The sequence below is a fragment of the Gemmata sp. SH-PL17 genome (genome assembly GCF_001610855.1).
Taxonomy (GTDB): Bacteria; Planctomycetota; Planctomycetia; order Gemmatales; family Gemmataceae; genus Gemmata; species Gemmata massiliana.
Genome location: NZ_CP011271.1, coordinates 3,100,912 through 3,122,693 on the forward strand (window position 1 = coordinate 3,100,912; position 21,782 = coordinate 3,122,693).

Sequence of the window (21,782 nt, forward strand, 5' to 3'; positions counted from 1 at the left end):
TAATGAACGCTTTACAGCTAAGCGTATCCTTCGGGTACGACGTTTGCACCTGCCTTTAAATCCATGCAGCCAGTCTCTCCTCCGTTTACCCCTTCCCCTCTGGTTCCCGAGGGGCTTTATCACCCATCTTTTGAGCGCGACGCCTGTGGCGTCGGGTTTCTTGCCGATTTAAAAGGTCGGCGGACGCACGACACCGTTCGCGACGCCCTCCAGCTCCTTCGCAACCTCCAGCATCGTGGTGCGTGCGGGTGCGATCAGGACACCGGTGACGGCGCGGGGATTCTGCTTCAACTTCCCGACCCGTTTTTCCGCGACGCGAGCACGAAACTCGGGCTGAGCTTGCCCGCGCGCGGCGACTACGGCGTCGCGTTCTGCTTCCTGCCGACCGATGCCGCGCACCGCGCTGCTGCGCGCCGGGCGGTCGAAGAGGTCGTCGGCACGGAGGGGCAGGTCATTCTGGGCTGGCGGCCCGTTCCCGTGGTCTCGAGCGCGATCGGCTGGTTGGCTCAATCGTCCGAGCCGGTGATGGAGCAGCTGCTCATCGGGCGCGGGAAGAGCGCGCCCGACGCGGCCGCGTTCGAGCGGAAGCTGTACGTGATCCGCCGGCGCGCCGAACTGTGGGCCGCGGCGCAGCCCGTGGGTACGGCGACGGGGTTCGCGATCGCCAGTTGCAGCTCGCGCACGATCGTTTACAAGGGGATGCTCAAGCCGGACCAGCTTGAAGCGTACTTCCCGGACCTCTCGCACCCCGGCACGGAATCGGCCCTCGCACTCGTTCACAGCCGGTACAGCACGAACACGTTCCCGCAGTGGGCGCTCGCGCAGCCGTTCCACACGCTCGCGCACAACGGCGAAATCAACACGCTCAACGGCAACGTCCACTGGCTCAAGGCCCGCCAGTCGATGATGGCCGGCGGCGCGCTCGGCGACGACCTCGCCAAAGTGCTGCCGCTGAACTTCGAGGGGCTGAGCGACTCGGCCGTTCTCGACCGGGCCGTTGAACTGCTCGTACAGTCCGGGCGCAGCCTGCCGCACGCGATGATGATGCTCGTGCCGGAAGCCTACGAGGAGCAGAAGCACCTCGACCCGGACATCCGCGGGTTCTTCCGCTACCACCGGTGCCTCACCGAGCCGTGGGACGGCCCCGCGAACCTGTCGTTCACCGACGGCACCATCATCGGAGCGATGCTCGACCGGAACGGGCTGCGCCCGGGGCGGTTCGTTGTCACGGACGAGCGGGTGATCGTTGCCAGCGAAGTGGGCGCGCTCCCCACTCCTGCGAGCGAGATCCGCTCGACCGGTCGGCTCCAACCCGGCAAACTGTTCATCGTTGATACGGCCCGCGGGAAGGTGATTACGGACGAAGAGATCAAGCTCGAAGTGGCTCGCGCGAAGCCGTATCGTGCGTGGGCCGAGCAGAACCTGATTCAACTGGATGACCTCCCCGCCGCGCCCGTCGTGGCCGCTGAGGAGACCGCGCCCACTCGCCAGCGCCAGCACGCTTTCGGGTACACGCAGGAAGACGTTTCCCGCGTGCTCCTGCCGATGGCGCAGGACGGGCAGGAGCCGGTGTCCAGTATGGGCACCGATACCCCGCTCGCGGTGCTCAGCGACCGCGCGCAGCTCCTGTTCAACTACTTCAAGCAGTTGTTCGCCCAGGTCACCAACCCGCCGATCGACCCGATCCGCGAGAAGGTGGTCATGAGCACCGAGTCACTGATCGGGTGCGAAACGAACCTGCTCTCGGAAACGCCCGAACACGCACGCCTGTTGCGCCTCAAGGGGCCGGCGCTCACCGACGAAGAATTCACGAAGATCCGGGCGCTTGATAAGCCTGGACTGAAGGCCCACACGCTTAGTACGCTGTTCGCGAAAGACGCCGGGGAACCGGGGCTCGCCGCGGCGGTGGAGGCGCTCTGTGCGGCCGCCGCCGAAGCGGTGAAGGGCGGATGCAGCATCCTGATTCTGTCCGACCGTGGGGTGAACGCCGAGCGCGTTCCGATCCCGTCGCTGCTCGCGACTGCGGCGGTGAATCACCACTTGATCCGTACCGGTCTGCGTGTGAAGTGCGGTCTGGTCGTCGATACCGGCGAGGCACGTGAGGTTCACCACTTCGCGCTGCTCGTGGGGTACGGCGCCGCAGCGGTCAACTCGTACCTCGCGTTCGAGACATACCGCGACCTCGCGGCCGAGGGAATGCTGGTTGACGCACACGGCGCCCAACTGGACCTGACAAAGGCGTTCAAGAACTATGCGAAGGCGATCAACGCGGGCTTGCTGAAGGTGTTCAGCAAGATGGGCATCAGCACCCTGATGAGCTACCGCGGGGCGCAGATTTTCGAGGCCATCGGGCTGAACGCCGATGTCATCGACCGGTACTTCACGGACACCCCGAGCCGGATCGCTGGTATCGGTCTGGCCGAGATCGCGCGGGAATCGCTCACGCGCCACGCGGTCGGGTTCCCCGGCGATCCGGACGCGGAATCGCCCGAACTCGACGTCGGCGGCGAAATCATGTGGCGCCGCCGCGGCGAGCACCGCATGTGGAACCCGGAGACGGTCCAGACGCTCCAGCACGCGGTTCGCCAGGAGAGCCGTTCGGCGTACCGCGAGTTCGCACGCGCTGCGAACGACGAGAGCCGGCACCTCTGCACGCTCCGCGGGCTGCTCGGGGTTAAGAAGGTGAACAAGGCGATCCCGCTGGAGTTGGTTGAACCGGCGAAGGAGATCGTGAAGCGGTTCTTCACCGGGGCGATGAGCTTCGGGAGCATCAGCAAAGAGGCGCACGAGACGCTCGCGATCGCGCTGAACCGGGTCGGCGGGCGCTCGAACACCGGTGAGGGCGGCGAAGACCCGGTCCGGTTCAAGCCGGACGGCAACGGCGACCGGCGCGGGAGCGCCATCAAGCAGGTGGCCAGCGGCCGGTTCGGGGTCACCGCGAACTACCTCGCGAACGCGGTCGAGATTCAGATCAAGATGGCCCAGGGGGCGAAGCCCGGTGAGGGCGGGCAACTCCCGGGTCACAAGGTCGATAGCGCGATCGCCAAGACGCGGTACAGCACGCCGGGCGTCGGGCTGATCTCGCCTCCGCCGCACCACGACATCTACAGCATCGAAGACCTGGCGCAGCTTATCTTCGACCTGAAGAACTCGAACCCGCACGCGGAGATTTCCGTCAAGCTCGTGGCCGCTGCGGGCGTGGGGACGATCGCGACCGGTGTGGCGAAGGGGTACGCCGACCGCATCCTCATTAGTGGGGACAGCGGGGGTACGGGAGCCAGCCCGCTGTCGAGCATTCGGCACGCGGGGGTACCGTGGGAACTCGGGCTCGCGGAAGCACAGCAGGTGCTCGTCCGGAACGGGCTGCGTGGGCGCGTTCGGCTCCAGGCCGACGGGCAGATGAAGACCGGGCGCGACGTGGTCATCGCAGCGTGCCTCGGCGCCGAAGAGTACGGCTTCGCGACCGCACCGCTGATCGCGCTCGGCTGCGTGATGATGCGGAAGTGCCACCTCAACACGTGCCCGGTCGGGATCGCGACGCAAGACCCGGTTCTGCGTGCGCAGTTCTCTGGCGAACCGGAACACGTCGTTAACTATCTGTTCTTCGTGGCCGAGGAAGTGCGCGAGTTGCTGAGCGAAATGGGGTTCCGCACGCTCGACGAGATCGTCGGGCGCCCGGACCTGCTCTCGCAGCTCGACCTCTCGTGGCACTGGAAGGCGAAGCACCTGGACCTGTCCGCGCTACTCACGCGCCCGCAGGCACAGTTCGGCTCGATCGTCCGGTGCGTCGAGCGCCAGCCGGACATTCTCGCGGAACAACTCGACTGGGAAGTTGTCCGGGCGGCGAAGGACGCAGTCGAGCACCCGCGCCGGTTGCAATTGGCACTGCCGATTACCAACCGCAACCGCACGACCGGCACGCTGTTGAGCTACTTCGTTACCGCGAAGTACGGCGAGGCCGGACTGCGTGAGGACACGATCGATCTGCGGTTCACTGGTACTGCGGGCCAGAGCTTCGGGGCGTTTGCGACGCGCGGGATCACGTTACGGCTTCGCGGTCAGGCGAACGACTATGTCGGGAAGGGGCTTTCGGGCGGGAAACTGATCGTCGCCCCGCCTCCCGAAGCCGGCTACGTCGCGGAAGAGAACGTCGTGATCGGGAACGTGGCCCTCTACGGCGCGACCGGTGGCGAAGCGTATTTCTGCGGTCGAGCCGGGGAGCGGTTCGCGGTCCGCAACAGTGGGGCAAAGGCGGTCGTCGAAGGCATCGGCGACCACGGGTGCGAGTACATGACCGGCGGGGTCGTGGTGGTACTCGGCTCGACGGGCCGGAACTTCGCGGCCGGTATGTCTGGCGGGTTCGCGTATGTGTACGACCCGGACGGGACGTTCCGCGAGAACTGCAACACGGAAATGGTCGATCTCGTTCCCGTCGATCACTACAAGGACGTCGGCACGCTCAGCAACCTGATTAACCGGCACGTGCTCTACACCGGTTCGGCGGTCGGTAATGCGATCGTCGATGACTTCGCCGCGGCCCTCGGCAAGTTCGTGAAGGTGTTCCCGAAGGACTACCGCCGCGTGCTCGAACAGAGCCGCGCCGTGCAGCGGCAGTGGGAACTCGTGAACGGGTAATTGATTGCCTGCCCGGACGCGGTTTCGCACCCAAGGTGTTGTCCCGGCCCGAACCCAGGGCGTTGCCCTGGGCTGAGGAATCTCGCCCCTTCAGGGCGAATCTCGTTAACCGGCAGGCCGAAGGCCTGCGATTCCCCAGCCCAGGGCAACGCCCTGGGTTCTTTCGGGAACAATCCGGGGTAACGTCCCGGGATCAATCCGGGACAACAATCCCAGGGTTGATGCGAATCGCGACGTAATTTCCTCCCCCCAACCCTAACCCCTACGACAATGGCCGACCCGCGCGGGTTTTTGAACGTTGAGCCGCAGAAACCGACCCCGAGGCCGGTCCACCTGCGCATCCGCGATTACGACGAGCTGTACCAAGAGATGCCGGTCGAGAGCACGCGGGCGCAAGCGACCCGGTGCATGGACTGCGGCATCCCCTTCTGCCACACCGGGTGCCCGCTCGGTAACCGCATCCCGGACTGGAACGACCTCGTTCACCGGAACCGGTGGAAGGAGGCGCTCGCCGCGCTCCACGACACGAACAACTTCCCGGAGTTCACGGGCAAAACGTGCCCCGCGCCGTGTGAGGCGTCGTGTGTTCTCGCGCTCAACGGCACCGCGGTCACGATCAAAACAATCGAACAGGCGATCGTGGACCGCGGGTGGGAGCAGGGGTGGATCGTCGCCGAACCGCCGCGCCACGAAACCGGTAAGTCGGTCGGCGTCGTGGGGAGCGGACCGGCCGGCCTCGCGGCCGCGCAACAACTGCGCCGGGCCGGGCACGCGGTCACCGTTTACGAGCGCGCTGACCGTGCCGGTGGGCTGCTCACCTACGGCATCCCCGACTTCAAGATGTCGAAGGAGTACGTCACCCGGCGCGTGGACCAGCTCCGCGCGGAGGGGATCGAGTTCGTGCTCAACGCCGACGTCGGGGGCGCGATCGACCCGCAGGAGTTGCGCCGGAAACACGACGCGCTGTTGCTGACAGTCGGGGCGACCAAACCGCGGGAGCTGCCGATCCCAGGTCGCAACCTGAAGGGCGTTGTCCAGGCAATGACGTTCCTGACCGCCCAGAACCGGCGCGGGTTCGGCGACGCACTCGATGCCGAAACGATTACCGCCACCGGCAAGAACGTGATTATCATCGGGGGCGGTGACACCGCGTCCGACTGCCTCGGGACGTGCCACCGGCAGGGAGCGAAGTCGGTCCTTCAGCTCGACTACAACCCGTGCCCGCCGGAAGACATGAACCCGGAGACGCCGTGGCCGCTGTGGCCGAAGATCCTCCGCATCACGCCGGCGCACGAGGAGGGCGGCAAGCGCGACTGGCAGATCAAGACGCAGCACTTTGCCGGTGACGACCAGGGCCGCGTTACGGAACTGCACGCGGTCCGGATTCACCACTACTACGACAAGGAAGGCGAACGGCAGTTCGAGGAACTGCACGGCTCCGAACTCGTGTTCCCGTGCGACTTGGTGCTGCTCGCGATCGGGTTCGCCGGACCTGAACAGAGTCTCCCGGAGCGTTTGGGGCTGGCCCTGACGACTAACGGCGCGATCCGGAGTGATAGCAAGTACGCGACCTCGGTTCCCGGCGTATTTGCGGCCGGGGACTGCCGACGGGGGCAGTCGCTCGTGGTCTGGGCGATCGCGGAAGGGCGGGAAGCCGCCCGGCACATCGACGAAACGCTGACCGGGCGCCCGAGCCGGCTCCGGGGCCGCGACCTTCCTCTCGGCTTGATTCGGTAACACGACAGCACGAATCGCTTTGTAAGGTCCGTGGGATCTTGCGAAGCGATTCGTGCTGTGTATTTCGGCACCACACTTGCAATTATACTGGAGATCAACCCAAATATGGCTTGATTCGACCGCAGAAACAACATCTGTGCCTGATCCGCGCGCGGCCGAAGCCTGGTAATGTGGCAGGAGCTTCCCATGCCCACTCTAGGAATCCCGTCCCGTCTGGCCCCGAGCCTCAACGGGTCACTGGCTAACAAGCCGCGTCTCTTCGACAATTACGCTCCCCATGCGACAGCCTGGGACGAACTCTTCGACCGTACACCCACCCCACACCAACACTGTTCCGCGGTCGTCGAGCGCCTCGGGCGGTTCCACATCCACGAGTTCCAGGCGAAGCGCAGCAACGCGGACCTGGCCTTCGTTAACCAGGGCGTCACGTTCAGCGTTTATTCCGATCGGCGCGGCGTCGAGAAGATCTTCCCGTTTGATCTGATCCCGCGCCCGATCCCGGCGGCCGAGTGGTACGTGCTGGAAGCCGGACTCGTTCAGCGCGTTCGGGCGCTTAACCTGTTCCTCCACGACGTGTACCACGACCAGCGGATTCTCCGCGAGGGCGTGATCCCGACCGAACTCGTGCTCGGCTCGAAGGGCTTCCGTAAGGAGATGATCGGCTTCACCCCGCCGGGCGGGGTTTACATTCACATCTGCGGAACCGACCTCATTCGGGACACGGCGGGCCAGTTCCTCGTGCTCGAAGACAACGGCCGGACGCCGAGCGGCGTGAGCTACGTGCTCGAGAACCGGGCCGTGATGAAGAAGGTGTTCCCGCAACTGTTCGCGGACATCCGGGTGAAGCGCGTCGAGGACTATCCGCGGCGCCTCCGCGACGCACTGGCGTCGGTCGCGCCGACTTCCGCGAGCACGTCGCCGCACGTCGTAGTGCTCTCGCCGGGGCAGTACAACTCCGCGTACTTCGAGCACAGCTTCCTCGCGCGGCACATGGGCGTGGAACTCGTGTTCGGCCAGGATCTGTTCGTTCACGACGACGTGGTTTACCTGAAGACCACACGCGGACCGCAGCGCGTGGACGTGATCTACCGCCGACTGGACGACGATTTCCTCGATCCCGAAGCGTTCCGACCCGACAGTTTGCTCGGGGTGCCGGGGCTGTTCCGGGCGTACCGGGCCGGTAATGTGACTCTCGCGAACGCGGTCGGCACCGGGGTCGCCGATGACAAGGCGGTGTACCCGTACACCGAGGACATGGTCCGCTTCTACCTATCCGAAGAACCGCTCCTGAAGAACGTCCCGACGCACATCTGTGCCCGTCCAGAGGACGAGAAATACGCCCTCGCTCACCTCGACGAACTGGTCGTCAAGGCGGTGAACGAGTCCGGTGGATACGGGATGCTGATGGGGCCGTTTAGCACCGCGGCGCAGCGCGCGGAGTTCGCGGAGAAGATCAAAGACAACCCGCGCAACTACGTCGCGCAGCCGGTGGTGACTCTGAGCACCTGTCCGACCTGGACCGACGAGGGCGTTGCCCCGCGCCACGTCGACCTGCGGCCGTACATTATCACCGGAAGTTCCACATGGGTGCTGCCCGGCGGTCTCACTCGTACCGCGCTGACGAAGGGTTCACTGGTTGTGAACTCCAGTCAGGGCGGTGGGAGCAAAGACACGTGGGTGCTTGAGAACGGCCGCCACCCGCAATAGCGAGGTGGTGTGTGTGAGCGCGTTGGTGCTCACACACCTGGATCGATGAGTTGTTCCGGCGCGAATCGAACCGATCTCTGACCCCCGGCGATTGAGCATGATTTCCCGTGTTGCGGAGCACTGTTTCTGGCTCGCCCGGTACCTGGAACGAGCGGAAAATACGGCCCGGGTTCTCGAAGTCAACCACACCCTCCTGTTGGACTTCCACGTCCCGGTCGAGCAGCAGTGGCGCCCGCTGCTCATCATCTCGGGCGTCCACGATTACAAAGACGAGCCGACCGCCGAGAACGTCCAGGAGTTCATGACCTGGGACCGGGACAACCCGTTCAGCATCGCGTCGTCGCTGGCGTGGGCGCGGGAGAACGCCCGGATCATCCGCGAAGTGATCTCGGCCGAGATGTGGGAGCGCCTGAACTACTACCACCTGTGGATGCAGGGGGACGAGGGGCGCGCGCTCTTCGACGCGCACCGGAGCGAGTTCTACGCCCAGGTGCGGCGCATCAACCAGCTCATCCACGGCATCGCCGACACCACCATGAGCCACGGCGAGGCGTGGGAGTTCTTCAAGCTCGGGACTTATTTGGAGCGGACCAGCCAGACCGCCCGGATCATGGACGTGAAGTACCACACGTTGCTGCCCCGGGTCGAAGACGTCGGCAGCCCGATCGACAACGCGCACTGGGTCGCGATTCTGATGAGTTGCTCAGGGTACGAGCCGTTCCACAAGAAACCCCGGTTGATGCCGAGCGACCCCGCCGCCGCGGTCGCCGAGTTCCTGATCTTCGACGAGCAGTTCCCCCGATCGGTTCGCCGGTGCTTGCGCGAATGCGAAGCCGCGACCGCGGCCGTGGCGGGTAACCCGCCCGGTCACGCCCCGACCGCACCGGAGCGGCGGCTCGCGACTCTGCTGGCCTACCTGGACGCGCGGATGATTCCCGACGTGATCCGCGACGGGCTACACGAGACGCTCACGCACGTCGTCGATTCGGTCCACGAAATCGGGGAAGCCATCCACGCGACGTTCTTCGCCGCGGACGTGCGCCCGCCCGACTCGAAGGCGCCGATACCGCCCCCGGCACCCGCCGCGATGACCCAGACACAGAGCCAGTCCTAACCGAATTCGGAACAGGAACCCCGCATGGGCATCCGCGTAGCTCTCCACCACGTCACCAAGTACACCTACGACCGGCCAGTGACGCTTATGCCGCACGTTGTGCGGCTGCGCCCGGCCCCGCACGCGCGGACCCCGGTCCCGAGCTATTCGCTCACGATCGAACCCACCCCACACTTCCTGAACTGGCAGCAAGACCCCTATAGCAACTACCTCGCGCGGCTCGTGTTCCCGAAGCCGGTATCTGAACTCGTCGTCACCGTCGATTTGATCGCCGATCTCACGCCGATCAACCCGTTCGATTTCTTCATCGAAGAGTACGCGCAGGAGTACCCGTTTCAGTACGACGCGGCGCTCAGTCGGGAACTCGCGCCGTACCTCGAGACGCTTCCCGCCGGACCGCTGTTGCAGAAGCTGATCGACGGCGCGCGGCAGACCGGCGTGAAGATGAACGACTACTTGGTCGGGCTAAACCGGCTCGTCCGGCAGCGGGTCTCTTACGTCATCCGGAGGGAGCCGGGCGTACAGACGCCCGAAGAAACACTCGAACTCGGGCGCGGGTCGTGCCGCGATTCGGCGTGGTTGCTGGCGCAACTCGCGCGTCACCTCGGACTCGCTGCACGCTTTGTCTCGGGCTACTTGATTCAGCTCGTGGCCGATGAGAAGCCCCTGGAAGGCCCCGAAGGGCCGAAGGCCGACTTCACCGACCTCCACGCCTGGGCCGAGGTGTACGTGCCCGGTGCGGGGTGGGTCGGGCTGGACTCGACCTCCGGGTTGATGACCGCGGAGGGGCACATCCCGCTCGCGTGTACCGCCGATCCGCAATCCGCCGCGCCCGTCACCGGCTCGTTTTTCTGGGCCAAGCGCGACGAAGACGATGCGGTCGTGGAGGGCTTCGACTTCCAGATGTCGATCAGGCGGATCGACGAAGCTCCGCGCGTTACGAAGCCGTACACCGAACCGCAATGGGACGCGATTAATGCCCTCGGAACGCGCATCGACGCCGACCTCCGCGAGTGGGACGTGCGGTTGACGATGGGCGGTGAGCCCACGTTCGTGAGCATTGATGATCGGGACGCGCCGGAGTGGAACGTCGCAGCTCTCGGGCCGCAGAAGCGGCGCCAGGCCGTCACGCTATTGAAGCGGCTCCGTGACAAATTCGCCCCCGGCGCGCTGCTGCACTTCGGGCAGGGGAAGTGGTACCCGGGCGAACAACTCCCGCGCTGGGCGCTCGGGTGTTATTGGCGCACCGACGGTCAGCCGATCTGGACCGACCCGCAACTCATTGCCAATGAGGATCACCCTTATGGGTTCGGGGCCGACGACGCGGCGCGGTTCGCCGCGGTGCTGGCCGAAAAATTGGGTGTCGACCCGAAGTACGCGATCCCGGGGTACGAGGACGCCTGGTACTACTTGTGGCGGGAGCGGCGCCTGCCCACGAACGTCGATCCGCTGAACAACAAACTGGACAGCCCCGAAGATCGCGCGCGACTGGCGAAAGTATTCGAGCAAAAGCTCGGCAGTTCGGTCGGGACGTTGTTACCGCTGCGTAAGGCGTTCGGGCCGGGTTCGCCGTGGGAAAGTGGCCCGTGGTTCATTCGCACGGAGAACTTGTTCCTGATCCCCGGTGACAGCCCGATGGGGTACCGGTTGCCGCTCGATTCGCTCCCGTGGGAAACGCCGTCGGACCGCCAGTTCCTCGAAGAACGTGACCCGTTCGCCCCGCGCGGACCGCTCCCGGGGTACCCCATCGGCCCCGCGGTCCCCGCCGGACTCGCGCGCACGGCGCCGGATTCACCACTCGATGTGTGGGGGCGCCCGGCACGCGCCCGCGATGGCCAGGCCCGTCGGCCGTTCGGATCGGCGCTCCCCTCGTCTAACGGCACTGCCCACCACTCGGCCCCGCACAACGTGGTCCGTACCGCGTTGTGCGTCGAACCGCGGAACGGCAAACTGCACGTGTTCATGCCGCCGGCCCGCTTCGTGGAGGACTACCTCGAACTCGTCGCCGCAATCGAATCAACGGCCGCCGAACTCGACCGACCCGTGCTCATTGAGGGGTACAAGCCGCCACACGATCACCGGGTGAATCACTTCTCGATCACACCCGATCCCGGCGTGATCGAAGCGAATATGCACCCGGCGCACTCCTGGGACGAACTCGTTCACATCACCACCACGCTTTACGAAGAAGCACGGCAATCCCGGCTGTGTACCGAGAAGTTCATGCTCGACGGCCGGCACACCGGGACCGGCGGCGGGAATCACGTTGTGATCGGCGGACCCACACCCGCGGACAGTCCGATTTTGCGCCGACCGGACCTACTCAAGAGTCTGGTTGGTTTTTGGCACAACCACCCGTCGCTGTCGTACCTGTTTAGCGGGCTGTTCATCGGACCCACGAGCCAGCACCCGCGTGTGGACGAGGCCCGACACGATGCGCTCCGCGAACTGGAGATTGCGTTCGGACAAGTACGAGCTGGTGGGAATCCTCCCGCGTGGCTCGTCGATCGCCTGTTCCGAAATCTGCTTACTGACCTCACCGGCAACACGCACCGCGCCGAGTTCTGCATCGACAAGCTGTTCAGTCCGGACTCCGCGGAGGGCCGGCGCGGGCTGCTGGAACTGCGGTCGTTCGAGATGCCGCCGCACGCGCGGATGAGCTGCGCTCAGATGCTCCTGATGCGGTCGCTCGTCGCGTGGTTCTGGCGCAAACCGTATGAGCACAAGCTCGTGCGCTGGGGAACCGCGCTGCACGATAAGTTCATGCTGCCGCACTTCGTCCACGAGGACTTTACGGACGCACTGGACGAACTCCGGGCGCACGGCGGTTATGCGCTCGATCCCGCGTGGTTCACGCCGCACGTGGAGTTCCGGTTCCCGGTCCTCGGCACGGCCACGAGCCGCGGTGTGAATCTGGAACTGCGGACGGCGATCGAACCCTGGCACGTGCTCGGCGAGGAGCCGAGTGGTGGGGGAGCGAGCCGGTATGTCGATTCCTCGGTCGAACGGGTTCAGGTGAAGGTGCGCGGGCTGACCGATCCGCGTCACGTTCTGACGTGTAACGGCCGTCGCGTTCCGCTGCACCCGACCGGGACGAACGGGGAATTTGTGGCGGGCGTCCGGTACCGTGCGTGGCAGCCCCCGAGTTGTTTGCACCCGACGATCCCCGTTCACGCGCCGCTTGTCTTCGACGTGTTGGACACCTGGAACGATCGGAGCATCGGTGGCTGCACCTACCACGTCGCGCACCCGGGCGGGCGGGCACTCGAAGACTTCCCGGTGAATGCGCTCGCGGCCGAAAGTCGGCGGATCGCCCGGTTCTTCGCGTTCGGTCATACGCCCGGTCCGGTGAGCGCGCCGCCGGAAGAGCCGGACGCTGAGTTCCCATTCACACTTGATTTGCGCCGGCCTAAACCGGCACAATATCGGGCGCCGGCTCGGGATAAAGAATCGGCGGTCCTCGGCCGCGTGTCAATTGATGCGGTAGAATGATGTAAACGGGACAGACATCGCAGCTCAGGGGTCGGGGAGCCGGACCGCTGGTTGTGGTCCGGCATTGTCCTTTGTACCTGCCCCCCGTACCCCGGATGCCAGAACACCGTTCATACGAGCCGACCGACCCCCATGCTCCACCGGGCACTGACCCCCGGTCGGGGTATGAGGTGCCGGCCGGTTTCGATGAAGCGATCGACCGCAACGGGAAATCCCGCCCCCACTGGGCGAAATTCTTTGGTTCGCTGCAAGAACTCGGGCCGATCGAGATGGCCCGGCGGTGGCGCGAAGCGAAAGATCTAATCCGCGAAAACGGTGTCACTTACAACGTTTACGGCGACCCCGACGGCATTGCCCGCCCCTGGCAACTCGATCCGATCCCGCTCCTCATCCCGAACATCGAAGCCGCGGCCCTCGAACACGGACTCGTTCAGCGGGCACAACTCTTAGAACTCGTCCTCGCTGATCTTTACGGCCCACAGTGGCTCCTGAAAGACGGCGTACTTCCGCCGGAACTGGTTGTTCCGAACCCCGGGTTCCTTCGGCCCGTTCACGGGGTACGAGTTCCAGGTGGGCGATACCTCCACCTCTACGCGGCGAACCTCGGGCGCGGGGCCGACGGGAACTGGCGGGTGATCGGGGACCGCACGCAGGCTCCCTCCGGCGCCGGGTACGCACTCGAAAACCGCATCGTGATGACGCGGACGCTCCCGGAAGCGTTCCGTGACTGTCGGGTGAACCGGTTGGCTCTGTTCTTCCAGACCGTGCGCGACACGCTCCGATCGCTCGCGCCGCGGAACAAGGACAACCCGCGGGTCGTTCTGCTCACCCCAGGGCCGTACAACGAGACGTATTTCGAGCACGCCTACCTCGCGCGATATCTCGGTTACACGCTCGTCGAGGGCGGCGACCTGACGGTGCGGGACAATCGCGTCTTCCTCAAAGTGCTCGGCGGGTTGCAACCGGTGGAAGTGATCTTCCGCCGACTGGACGATGACTTCTGCGATCCGCTCGAACTGCGCCCGGATTCCTTCTTGGGGGTGCCGGGGCTTGTGCACGCGGTCCGGAGCGGTAACGTCGCGGTGGCGAACGCGCTCGGTACCGGATTATTGGAAACCCCGGCGCTTCCGGCCTTCCTTCCGCGCCTGTGCCGAACGCTTTTGGGTGAGGAACTGCTCCTCGACTCTGTACCCACGTGGTGGTGCGGCGACCCGGAGTCCCTTCGCTACGTGCTCGACCGGCTTGCGGATCTCGTCATCAAACCGGCGTTCCCGGCGAGTCGGATGGAGCCTGAGTTCCCGGCCGATTTGTCCACAACTCAGCGCGCGGCACTCGCTGCTCGAATTCGGAACCGACCTCGCGATTTCGTTGCGCAAGAGCGTATCGACTTGTCCGCGACGCCCGTTCTGGACGGGAACCGGCTCGTTCCCCGGAAACTGGTCGTGCGCTCGTACCTCGCGGCCGATTCTCGGGGCGGGTTCGCATTCATGCCGGGCGGTCTGACGCGGGTGAGCGCGTCGTCGGACACGACCGTCGTGTCGATGCAGCGCGGGGGCGGGAGCAAGGACACCTGGGTGCTCGCGGACACCGAGGTGAGCGACTTCAGTCTGCTCCCGGCCGCGGGGTACCGGGTCGCGCTGACGCGGTCCGGCGGCGATCTGCCGAGCCGCGCCGCGGACAATCTGTTCTGGCTCGGCCGGTACGCGGAACGCGCTGAAGGGCTGACGCGGCTGCTCCGCGGGATCGTGGTTCGCTTGACCGAGCGGTCCGGCTTGGTCGACAGCCCGGAATTGCCCTCGCTTTTCGCTGCTCTTGCGGCACAGGGCGATCACAAGCCGCTTCGCGTGAACACATCGGACGATCCGTTCGCTCGCGTGCTCCCGGCGGTATTCGCGGCATCGGACTCGAACAGCCTCGTGTCCGTCGTTCGGTGCGTCCGGCTCGTGGCCTCGGTCGTTCGGGATCTGATCTCGCTCGATATGTGGCGCGTGGTTAACACTTTGAGTGCGCTTCCGGGAGAACTCACCCCCGATACTGATGACGACGAACCGACTCCGGCTGATGTACTCGACCTGTTGAACCGAACCGTCACCACCCTGGCCGCGTTCGGCGGGCTCGTTTCCGAGAGCATGACCCGCGGGGAAGGGTGGCGGTTCCTGAACATGGGCCGCAAGTTGGAACGGGCGATGTACCTGATCGGGCTGCTACGGGCGACGCTCGTGACGACCGCTGAGCACGAAGGACCGGTGCTCGACGCGGTGCTGGAAGTGGTGGATAGCGGGATGACCTACCGGCGCCGGTACCTGAGTAGCCTTCGCGCAGAAGCGGTGCTCGACCTGGTTGTCGAGGACGAAACCAACCCGCGCTCGCTGGCCACGCAACTCGCGGCTCTGGTTGATGATGTGGATCACTTGCCGCGCCCGACCGGAGGGGGGCGCTCTCCGGAACAGCGGTTCGCGCTGGCCGCGCTCGGCTCCGTGCGGTTGGCCGAGCCGGAGCGCCTCGCAATGGTTGAAGATGGTGTGCGCCCGGGGCTGCGGGATCTGCTCAACCACGTGGGCGGGTGGCTCCCGATTCTGTCCGACGCGATCACCCAGCAGTACCTCAGCCACCTCCAGACCTCGCGCCACATGGCGACCCCCGACCCGATTCGCCGGACCGGGGCCGACTCGGGAGAGCCGTTGTGACGCGCTATGCGATTACGCACGTCACCGCTTACGAGTACACCGAATCGGTTTCACTCTGTCAGAACGTCGCGCACCTGTTCATCCGGGAATGCTCCCGGCAGCAATCCGAGCCTTCGATTCTGTCGATTTCGCCCGGCCCGGCCGTGATCGAGGAGCGCGTCGATTATTTCGGTAACCCGGTCCACTACTTCACCATCCAGGAACCGCACCGCGAATTGACGGTGCGAGTAGAGCACCGGATCGCGGTTGAACCGCCTCTGGACATTGTTCCGGGCGCGACGCCCGCGTGGGAGCGCGTCCGGGACCGGTTGGGGCACGACCGCGCCCCGGACTGGTTCGATGCGTACCAGTTCGTGTTCGATTCCCGGTTCGCCGCGGCCGATCCGCGGTACGCCGAGTTCGCCGCCGTTTCGTTCACACCCGGGCGCTCGATTTTGGACGCGGCCCTCCACCTCGTGAACCGGATTCACACCGGGTTCGTGTACGACCCGCGGGCCACCACCGTGGCGACGCCGGTCGCGGAAGTGTTCGAGAAGCGCCGCGGGGTGTGTCAGGACTTCGCGCACCTGTTGCTCGCGTGCCTCCGGTCCCTCGGGTTAGCGGCGCGGTACGTCAGCGGGTACTTGTCTACACTACCGCCTCCGGGACGCCCGCGTCTGATTGGTGCGGACGCGACTCACGCCTGGGTGAGTCTGTTCTGTGGTGACTACGGGTGGGTGGATCTGGACCCGACGAACGACCAGATCCCGCAGGAGCGGCATATACTGCTCGCCTGGGGGCGGGACTACGACGACGTAAGCCCGCTCAAGGGAGTGATTCTTGGCGGCGGGCAGCATGCCATCAAAGTAGCCGTCGATGTCGCTGTTGAGGACGACTAAATCGGGACCGCAACCGGCGCCGTTTTAACAGTTGGGGTCGACACCACTTCGTGCACGAACCGCAACTTCTCGATCACTGGTGCCGAAATCACGAACGGGTAGCCGTCGGCTAATCCCAGTCCGCGGTTGAGGTTGTTCAGGACGTAAGTGAGCGCGTGCCAGTCACTGAGCATCGCCTCGAACGCGGACGGCGTGGGAGCGACCGCCTTCGTTTCCGGCTTCATCACCGGTTCGCCCACTCGCTTTGGCTTCACCGATAACCCGCAGCCGATGGCCGTTTCGAGCGTGTCGGTCATGTGTAGGTAGTGCGCCCAGGTTTCGGCCCAATCTTCCCAGGGGTGCGCGGTCGCGTAGGCGGAAATGAAGCGTTCCTGCCAATCCGGGTGCGCGCCGGTTTTGTAGTAGCGGTCGAGCGCCTGGCCGTAGTCCTCGCGCTCGTCGCCGAACAGTTCGCGGAAGCGGTCGAGTGCCGGGCCGTCTTTGACGAGCACATCCCAATAGTAGTGGCCGATCTCGTGGCGGAAGTGACCGAGCACGGTCCGGTACGGCTCCCGCATCTGGTGCCGTCGGCGCTCGCGTTCGGCGTCGTCTGCTTCGGCGATGTTAACGGTAATCAGACCGTTACTGTGGCCTGTCAGCACCGCGGGCGCGTCCGGATCGGTCGGGTCGGCGAGGAACTCGAACGCCAGCCCGGTCGCTTCCTGATCCTGTTTGCTCGCGATCGGCAGTTTGAGTGCGAGCAACGTGTACAGTAAGCGTCGCTTGGCGACTTCGAGTTTGTACCAAGCCTCTTTGTTTCCGGTCGGTGCCAGATCGGGAATGACGCGAGTTAACCGACAGGATTGGCAATAAGGGTTGTCATCGTCCGCGGGCAGTGCCCAATTGCAGACGTTGTGCTCGGTGTAGTTTTGGCAGAGCCTGTACGTCTTTCCCTCGGCTCGGGCGAGCGGGGACTTCCACAGGCCGTCACCGATAATATCGAGCGATCCTGTTACCCCCAAATCCGGAAGGTAGGCGAGCGGGTGCTCACAGCGGACACAGCGGACGCTCTCGAAGAACACGAGGTGATCGCAGTGATCGCAATGGAAGACCTTCATCAACGATCTCGGCTATTTTGAGGTCTCGCCGCGGGAGGGGCGATATACGTTTCCTCGCAATGCGAACTTCGTGCCGTGCGGAAAACCAAGCCCGGAAGTGTCCAGCAGATCCACTAGAGAAGGCATCTTCTCGCAATTTCGAGTAACCTGGCTAATGTCGTCGGTCAGTGAGCTGATCGTTTGGCAGGAATGACTAATGCCGCGCGTCCAATACTTCGCGACCAAGGCGGATTACGAACTCCTTGTCGCGTCGAACGAATTGTTCTCGAACCTCTATTTCGTCCCCGACACTTCGTACCCGGAAAAAGCCTACACGTTTTTTAAGGGGCTGTTGTCACTCCCCGACTTGGGGACGGTCGTCTCCAAGAAATACTTCGATGGGCCGAGGTACTAGATGGCATTCACGATAGGTGTGAATTCGTAGTGTAGGTGTACGAACCTGGCCCTCGTGGATACTCCGATGATCGCGCGTCTGGATCACTTGCGGAAGCACCCGATCGTGTTTGAGCACCTGACGGGATTGCCCGTAGCGGTGTTCGACGCGCTGGCCGCGGACCTGGTTCCGGCGGTCGAAGCGGGGCACCGCAAGGGGCTCGAGCGACCCAACCGTCAACGCGCGGTCGGGGGCGGCGACAACTTCGATCTGAGCACCGCGGACCAACTGCTGCGGACGGTCATCTGGTTGCGCCAGTACCCGACCAACGAGGTGCTCGGGTTCCGGTTCGGGGTGTCCGACTCGACCGCCAGTCGGGTGCGGACCCGGTGCGTGCCGGTGTTGGAGCGGGCCGGTCGGGACACGATGCGGATGCCGGACCCGGGTGCCCCGCGCCGCAAGCGGTTGCCGGCCCTGTTGAATGACACCCCGGGGCTCGCGGTGGTGATCGACAGCTTCGAGCAGCGGACCCAGCGCCCCAAGAGGCGTCAGCGGGCGTACTACTCGGGCAAGAAGAAGGCCCACACGCTCAAGAGCCAGGTGGCCGTGGACGAGAGCTCGGGACGGATCGTAGACGTGTCCGACTCGGTGCCGGGGCCGTGGGCGGATATCAAGCGGCTCAAGAAGTCACGGCTGCTGAAGCGGCTCCCGAAGGGGGTCGGTGGGATCGGTGATCTGGGTTACGTCGGGATGGGTGCGTTGCACCCGACGGGGTTGGGAGCGGCGCCGCGCCGCAAGCCGCGCGGGCAGGAGCGCCCACCCGAGGATCGGAAGTACAACCGGGCATTCAGCCGCCGTCGGATCGTAGTCGAGCACGCGATCGGGCGGTTGCGCCGGTTCCGCGCGGTGGCGCACGTGAACCGCCACGCCCGAGCCGGTCACGCGGCACGGGTTCGAGCCATCGCCGGGTTGGTCAACCGCATGCACGACCACCGAAACGCTTCCTGAGCACTCACGGGGAGGGGGACCAAACACCCCACCCTTATCGTGAATGCGGTCTACTGGGTATTCCCGGAGCAACCAAAGATCCGGCTTCGAGCGACCCCACCGATTGAGGGACAACGGTGGTATGATTTGGACGGGCGCAGTTTCAAAGTAGCCATTCAACTTACACCGAACGGCGTGTTTCGGAAGAAGACCGTCATTTGTGGCTGGATCGAAGCGAACAACTCGACTGGGGATACCACGCGCCTGTACCGGCAAATCTCCAAAGCGTTCGGGCACGTCTACGAGAAATCCAAATACTTCGGTAGCGTGATTTACGTCGGTGCCGACGCACTGGCCTTGCAGGAGCGGGGTGGGCGGTTGACCGGCAATCCGAATCTCCCGCCCACAGACGACTTCAAGCGGATGAAAAAGGCATAGTTGGAGGTTCGTAACCGTCTACGGGCACCCTGGACTTCAAAGGGCAGGAATACCTCACCGCTGATGATCCCGGGGCGCGTTAGGATTCACTCCCGGGCGCTTGATGATCCACACTTCACACACCTGGCACCCGCGCCCCGGTCCGCCGGCGCCGCGTTCGGGTGTCCAAGTCAGTGTTAACTTGCCACCGGCAGTGGCCACAGCGGGGACGTCGAACTCGACCGGCTCGAACGGCTTCGCCAGCGGCGCGTGAACCTCGTGGCCATCGCCCGCGGTCAGACGCACCTTCCGCCCCTCCTGTCCACCGTACACGATCCGCACCCGGTACGTAGCGAACGTATCGAGCCCTTCGTACTGCGCACGCAGAGGCGTTTCGTAATGCGTCTCGGCGTAGTGCCACCACGCTCGCGGAACTCCGATTCGCATACTGAAAGCACATTGCGGCGATTCGTCGAACCCCGGGTCTTTCTCCCACCCCGGTCCGCGGACGAGGTGCGGTTGGCGCTTCGGGTCACCGAAGTCGTCGTAGAACCCACCGGGACCGGGGTCGGTCCGGTTCACCGCGGCGTTCAGTCGGTCCAGCCGCGCGGACTCGTCCTTGAGTTCCTTCGCGGCCGTCATTTCGGTACGCAGCCACGCCGCGTCAGTGAGTGGAACGTCGGCCGTGTCGAGGTTGTTCCCTCGACCGGGCATCCCGTGATGCTTCAAAATGCTGAGCTGTGCCCGAATGCTCTGAAAGAGTGCCTCGGCCAGTTCGTTGAGGCGCCAGCGTAGCTCGGGAGCAGCCGATTCTTTTGCGGCTCGATCGAGAATGGCTTCGGCTTCGGCAATGGCTTTCACGGCGCCGAAGGTTTTAGCGCCACGAAGTTTAGCGACGGCTGCGTCCAGTGCAGCCGTCTCGTGTTTGAGCCGGGCACGAACGTAAGCGTCGTAGTAGGCCCGGTAAAGCGCCTGTTGGTAGCGCCAACTCAGCTTCTCCCGCGGACCAGCGTCTCGTTCCATTTCCTGGAACAGCTTCAGCGTTTCATCGATCCCGGTGTTCGAGAGAACCGGCCCGTCCCAGTTCTTCTCCAGCGCCAGAAGCCCGTCAGCGAAGCGGTCCCCGAGCGTAGGGCTAACGAAGTACCGCCCGTACTGGCGCAGCACTTCCGTCAAATCCGCCTTGTCGTCCCACCCCAGAGCGCTCCAGACCATTTTGTTAACGTCGTCGTGGCACCCCTCGGAATAGGTGATGAACCCGATCGTGCTCGCGCGCCCGTACCGGAACGTGCGGGCCGTCTGAACGGGGCGCGGGTTGCAGCCCTCGCGCCCCTGAGTGAGCGCGAACGCGACGTCCCAGTCCGGAACCGGGTACTGGCACTGGCGGCTGTGGGTGATGTCCGGGTAGTCACGGATGGGGAATTTCTGCGGCACCGCGGCCCGGAGCTTCGGGAGCGAAACCCGAGTTTGCGGACCGTGTACCACGCCCGTCAGCCAGGAGGGTTCGCGGCGAATCAGTTCGTAGAACTCGTCCATCCACGAGCCAATGAAGCTCTGCGGCGACATCCACATCGTCGCTTTCGGATGGTACTTCTTCAGGTTCGCGGTTTGCCGCTCCAGCAGATCGAACAGCACTTTCGGCTGCGTGTGGCCGGGGTCGCCCCCGGGAACAAATACGACATCCACTCGCGGGAGCGCCTGGAACACCGCGGCCCATTCTTTGAGTGCCGATTCGACCGTTTTCGGGTCGGCGTAGTCCCGGTCCATCGCCGGGTACCAGATCCACACGTCCAGCCCGTATTCGCCGGCGATGCGTGAAACTTCCGTCATCATGCGCTGTTGCGGAAGCGGGAACAGCGGACTGTCGGGGGTGTCATCGGATCGAGGCGGGATCAGTTCAACGGCGTTGCACCCGAAGACGGCAAGGTCGCGAATGTACTGCTCCCACATCGCGACAGTCCAGCCGTCATAGGAATTGGTCTTCGGGCGATAGCCGATCTGGTGCCCGCGGAGTGTGGTGGTCGGGGCCGATTCCGCTTTAAAGTTGTCAGCGAGGGTCACTTTCAAGCGCCCGAGACGCAGTTCGCGGAGCAAGCGCCCGGTACCGAACAGCACCCCACGCGGATCGTTCCCCGCGACCCATACGACCGGGTTCGCTCCACCGATCGCGGTACCGATCTGGTAGCCTTCGGGCTTGGGCTGTGTAGCCGATTTTGGGACGGCAATGCCCTGTTTTTCGAGCAGCGCGCGGACCTCATCAGCCTGCCCCACCACTACAACCGGCGTGCCTGCGGCCGGCCACTTCGCGGCCCGATCCCAGTGAACCATCGCCCGCGTGTCTACCTCCTCGAGGAGCATCTGGACCGCTTTCGCCGACGGTCCGGAGATGTTCGGAGGGGTGACGACGACGGCTCGTGTCAGATCGAGTTCGGCCGCAGGTGCGTGGGCGGCCAGTACGAACAAGAAGCAAATGGAGAGCGACCACCTGACGTTCATCGAACAGGCTCCTTTGCCGTGTCGCGGACGGTGGGTGCGAGTCGGTGAGGCCCAATCGTTGTAGGTCCGCCCGCAGCGAGCGAACACGGGTGCTTGCCGAGCGCAAGCACTACGGTGGCCGATTCTAACGACGAGGGTGCAGGTAGAGGAAGTGTTGAATCT

12 protein-coding genes are annotated in these 21,782 nt (G+C 64.7%); 10 read left to right on the top strand and 2 right to left on the bottom strand.

Going from position 1 to position 21,782, the window contains the following annotated elements:
- The first annotated feature begins 63 nt into the window (after positions 1-63).
- From gltB to VT84_RS12860, 7 genes are all read left to right on the top strand, one after another.
- Positions 64-4,635 carry a glutamate synthase large subunit gene (gene gltB, locus VT84_RS12830; protein WP_082839805.1) on the top strand — a complete coding sequence of 1,524 codons (4,572 nt, stop codon included), beginning with the start codon at positions 64-66 and terminating at the stop codon, positions 4,633-4,635.
- A 270-nt stretch (positions 4,636-4,905) separates the two neighbouring features.
- The gene (locus tag VT84_RS12835; protein ID WP_052558410.1) at positions 4,906-6,372 is read left to right on the top strand and encodes a glutamate synthase subunit beta; all 1,467 of its coding nucleotides are present in this window, start codon (positions 4,906-4,908) and stop codon (positions 6,370-6,372) included.
- 186 nt (positions 6,373-6,558) lie between these two features.
- Complete coding sequence (locus tag VT84_RS12840) at positions 6,559-8,079, top strand: circularly permuted type 2 ATP-grasp protein (protein ID WP_082839806.1); 1,521 nt, start codon at positions 6,559-6,561, stop codon at positions 8,077-8,079.
- A gap of 97 nt (positions 8,080-8,176) precedes the next feature.
- Positions 8,177-9,193, top strand: a complete 1,017-nt coding sequence (locus VT84_RS12845; protein WP_052558408.1) for an alpha-E domain-containing protein — start codon at positions 8,177-8,179, stop codon at positions 9,191-9,193.
- Positions 9,194-9,217: 24 nt separating this feature from the next.
- Positions 9,218-12,685, top strand: a complete 3,468-nt coding sequence (locus VT84_RS12850) for a DUF2126 domain-containing protein (RefSeq protein ID WP_082839807.1) — start codon at positions 9,218-9,220, stop codon at positions 12,683-12,685.
- 170 nt (positions 12,686-12,855) lie between these two features.
- Complete coding sequence (locus VT84_RS12855; RefSeq protein WP_162271682.1) at positions 12,856-15,372, top strand: circularly permuted type 2 ATP-grasp protein; 2,517 nt, start codon at positions 12,856-12,858, stop codon at positions 15,370-15,372.
- A complete protein-coding gene (locus VT84_RS12860; protein ID WP_082839809.1) occupies positions 15,369-16,250 on the top strand; it encodes a transglutaminase N-terminal domain-containing protein in 882 nt (293 codons plus the stop codon). The genes VT84_RS12855 and VT84_RS12860 overlap by 4 nt, the downstream gene beginning before the upstream one ends.
- On the opposite strand, the gene VT84_RS12865 is transcribed toward VT84_RS12860, so the two are convergent.
- On the bottom strand, positions 16,247-17,347 hold the full coding sequence (locus VT84_RS12865) for a putative zinc-binding metallopeptidase (RefSeq protein ID WP_082839810.1): 1,101 nt from the start codon (positions 17,345-17,347) through the stop codon (positions 16,247-16,249). The two genes, VT84_RS12860 and VT84_RS12865, sit on opposite strands and share 4 nt — an antisense overlap.
- A 196-nt stretch (positions 17,348-17,543) precedes the next feature.
- On the opposite strand from VT84_RS12865, the gene VT84_RS12870 reads away from it, so the two are divergent.
- From VT84_RS12870 to VT84_RS12880, 3 genes are all read left to right on the top strand, one after another.
- Positions 17,544-17,741, top strand: coding sequence for a hypothetical protein (locus VT84_RS12870; protein ID WP_082839811.1), 198 nt, complete (start codon positions 17,544-17,546; stop codon positions 17,739-17,741).
- A gap of 66 nt (positions 17,742-17,807) precedes the next feature.
- Entirely contained in the window at positions 17,808-18,728 is a 921-nt protein-coding gene (locus VT84_RS12875) for a transposase family protein (protein WP_082839812.1), read from the top strand.
- A gap of 126 nt (positions 18,729-18,854) precedes the next feature.
- Entirely contained in the window at positions 18,855-19,145 is a 291-nt protein-coding gene (locus VT84_RS12880) for a hypothetical protein (RefSeq protein WP_082839813.1), read from the top strand.
- 54 nt (positions 19,146-19,199) lie between these two features.
- Here the strand turns inward: VT84_RS12880 and VT84_RS12885 are convergent, their stop codons facing one another.
- Positions 19,200-21,620, bottom strand: coding sequence for a hypothetical protein (locus VT84_RS12885; RefSeq protein ID WP_082839814.1), 2,421 nt, complete (start codon positions 21,618-21,620; stop codon positions 19,200-19,202).
- Positions 21,621-21,782: the final 162 nt, after the last annotated feature.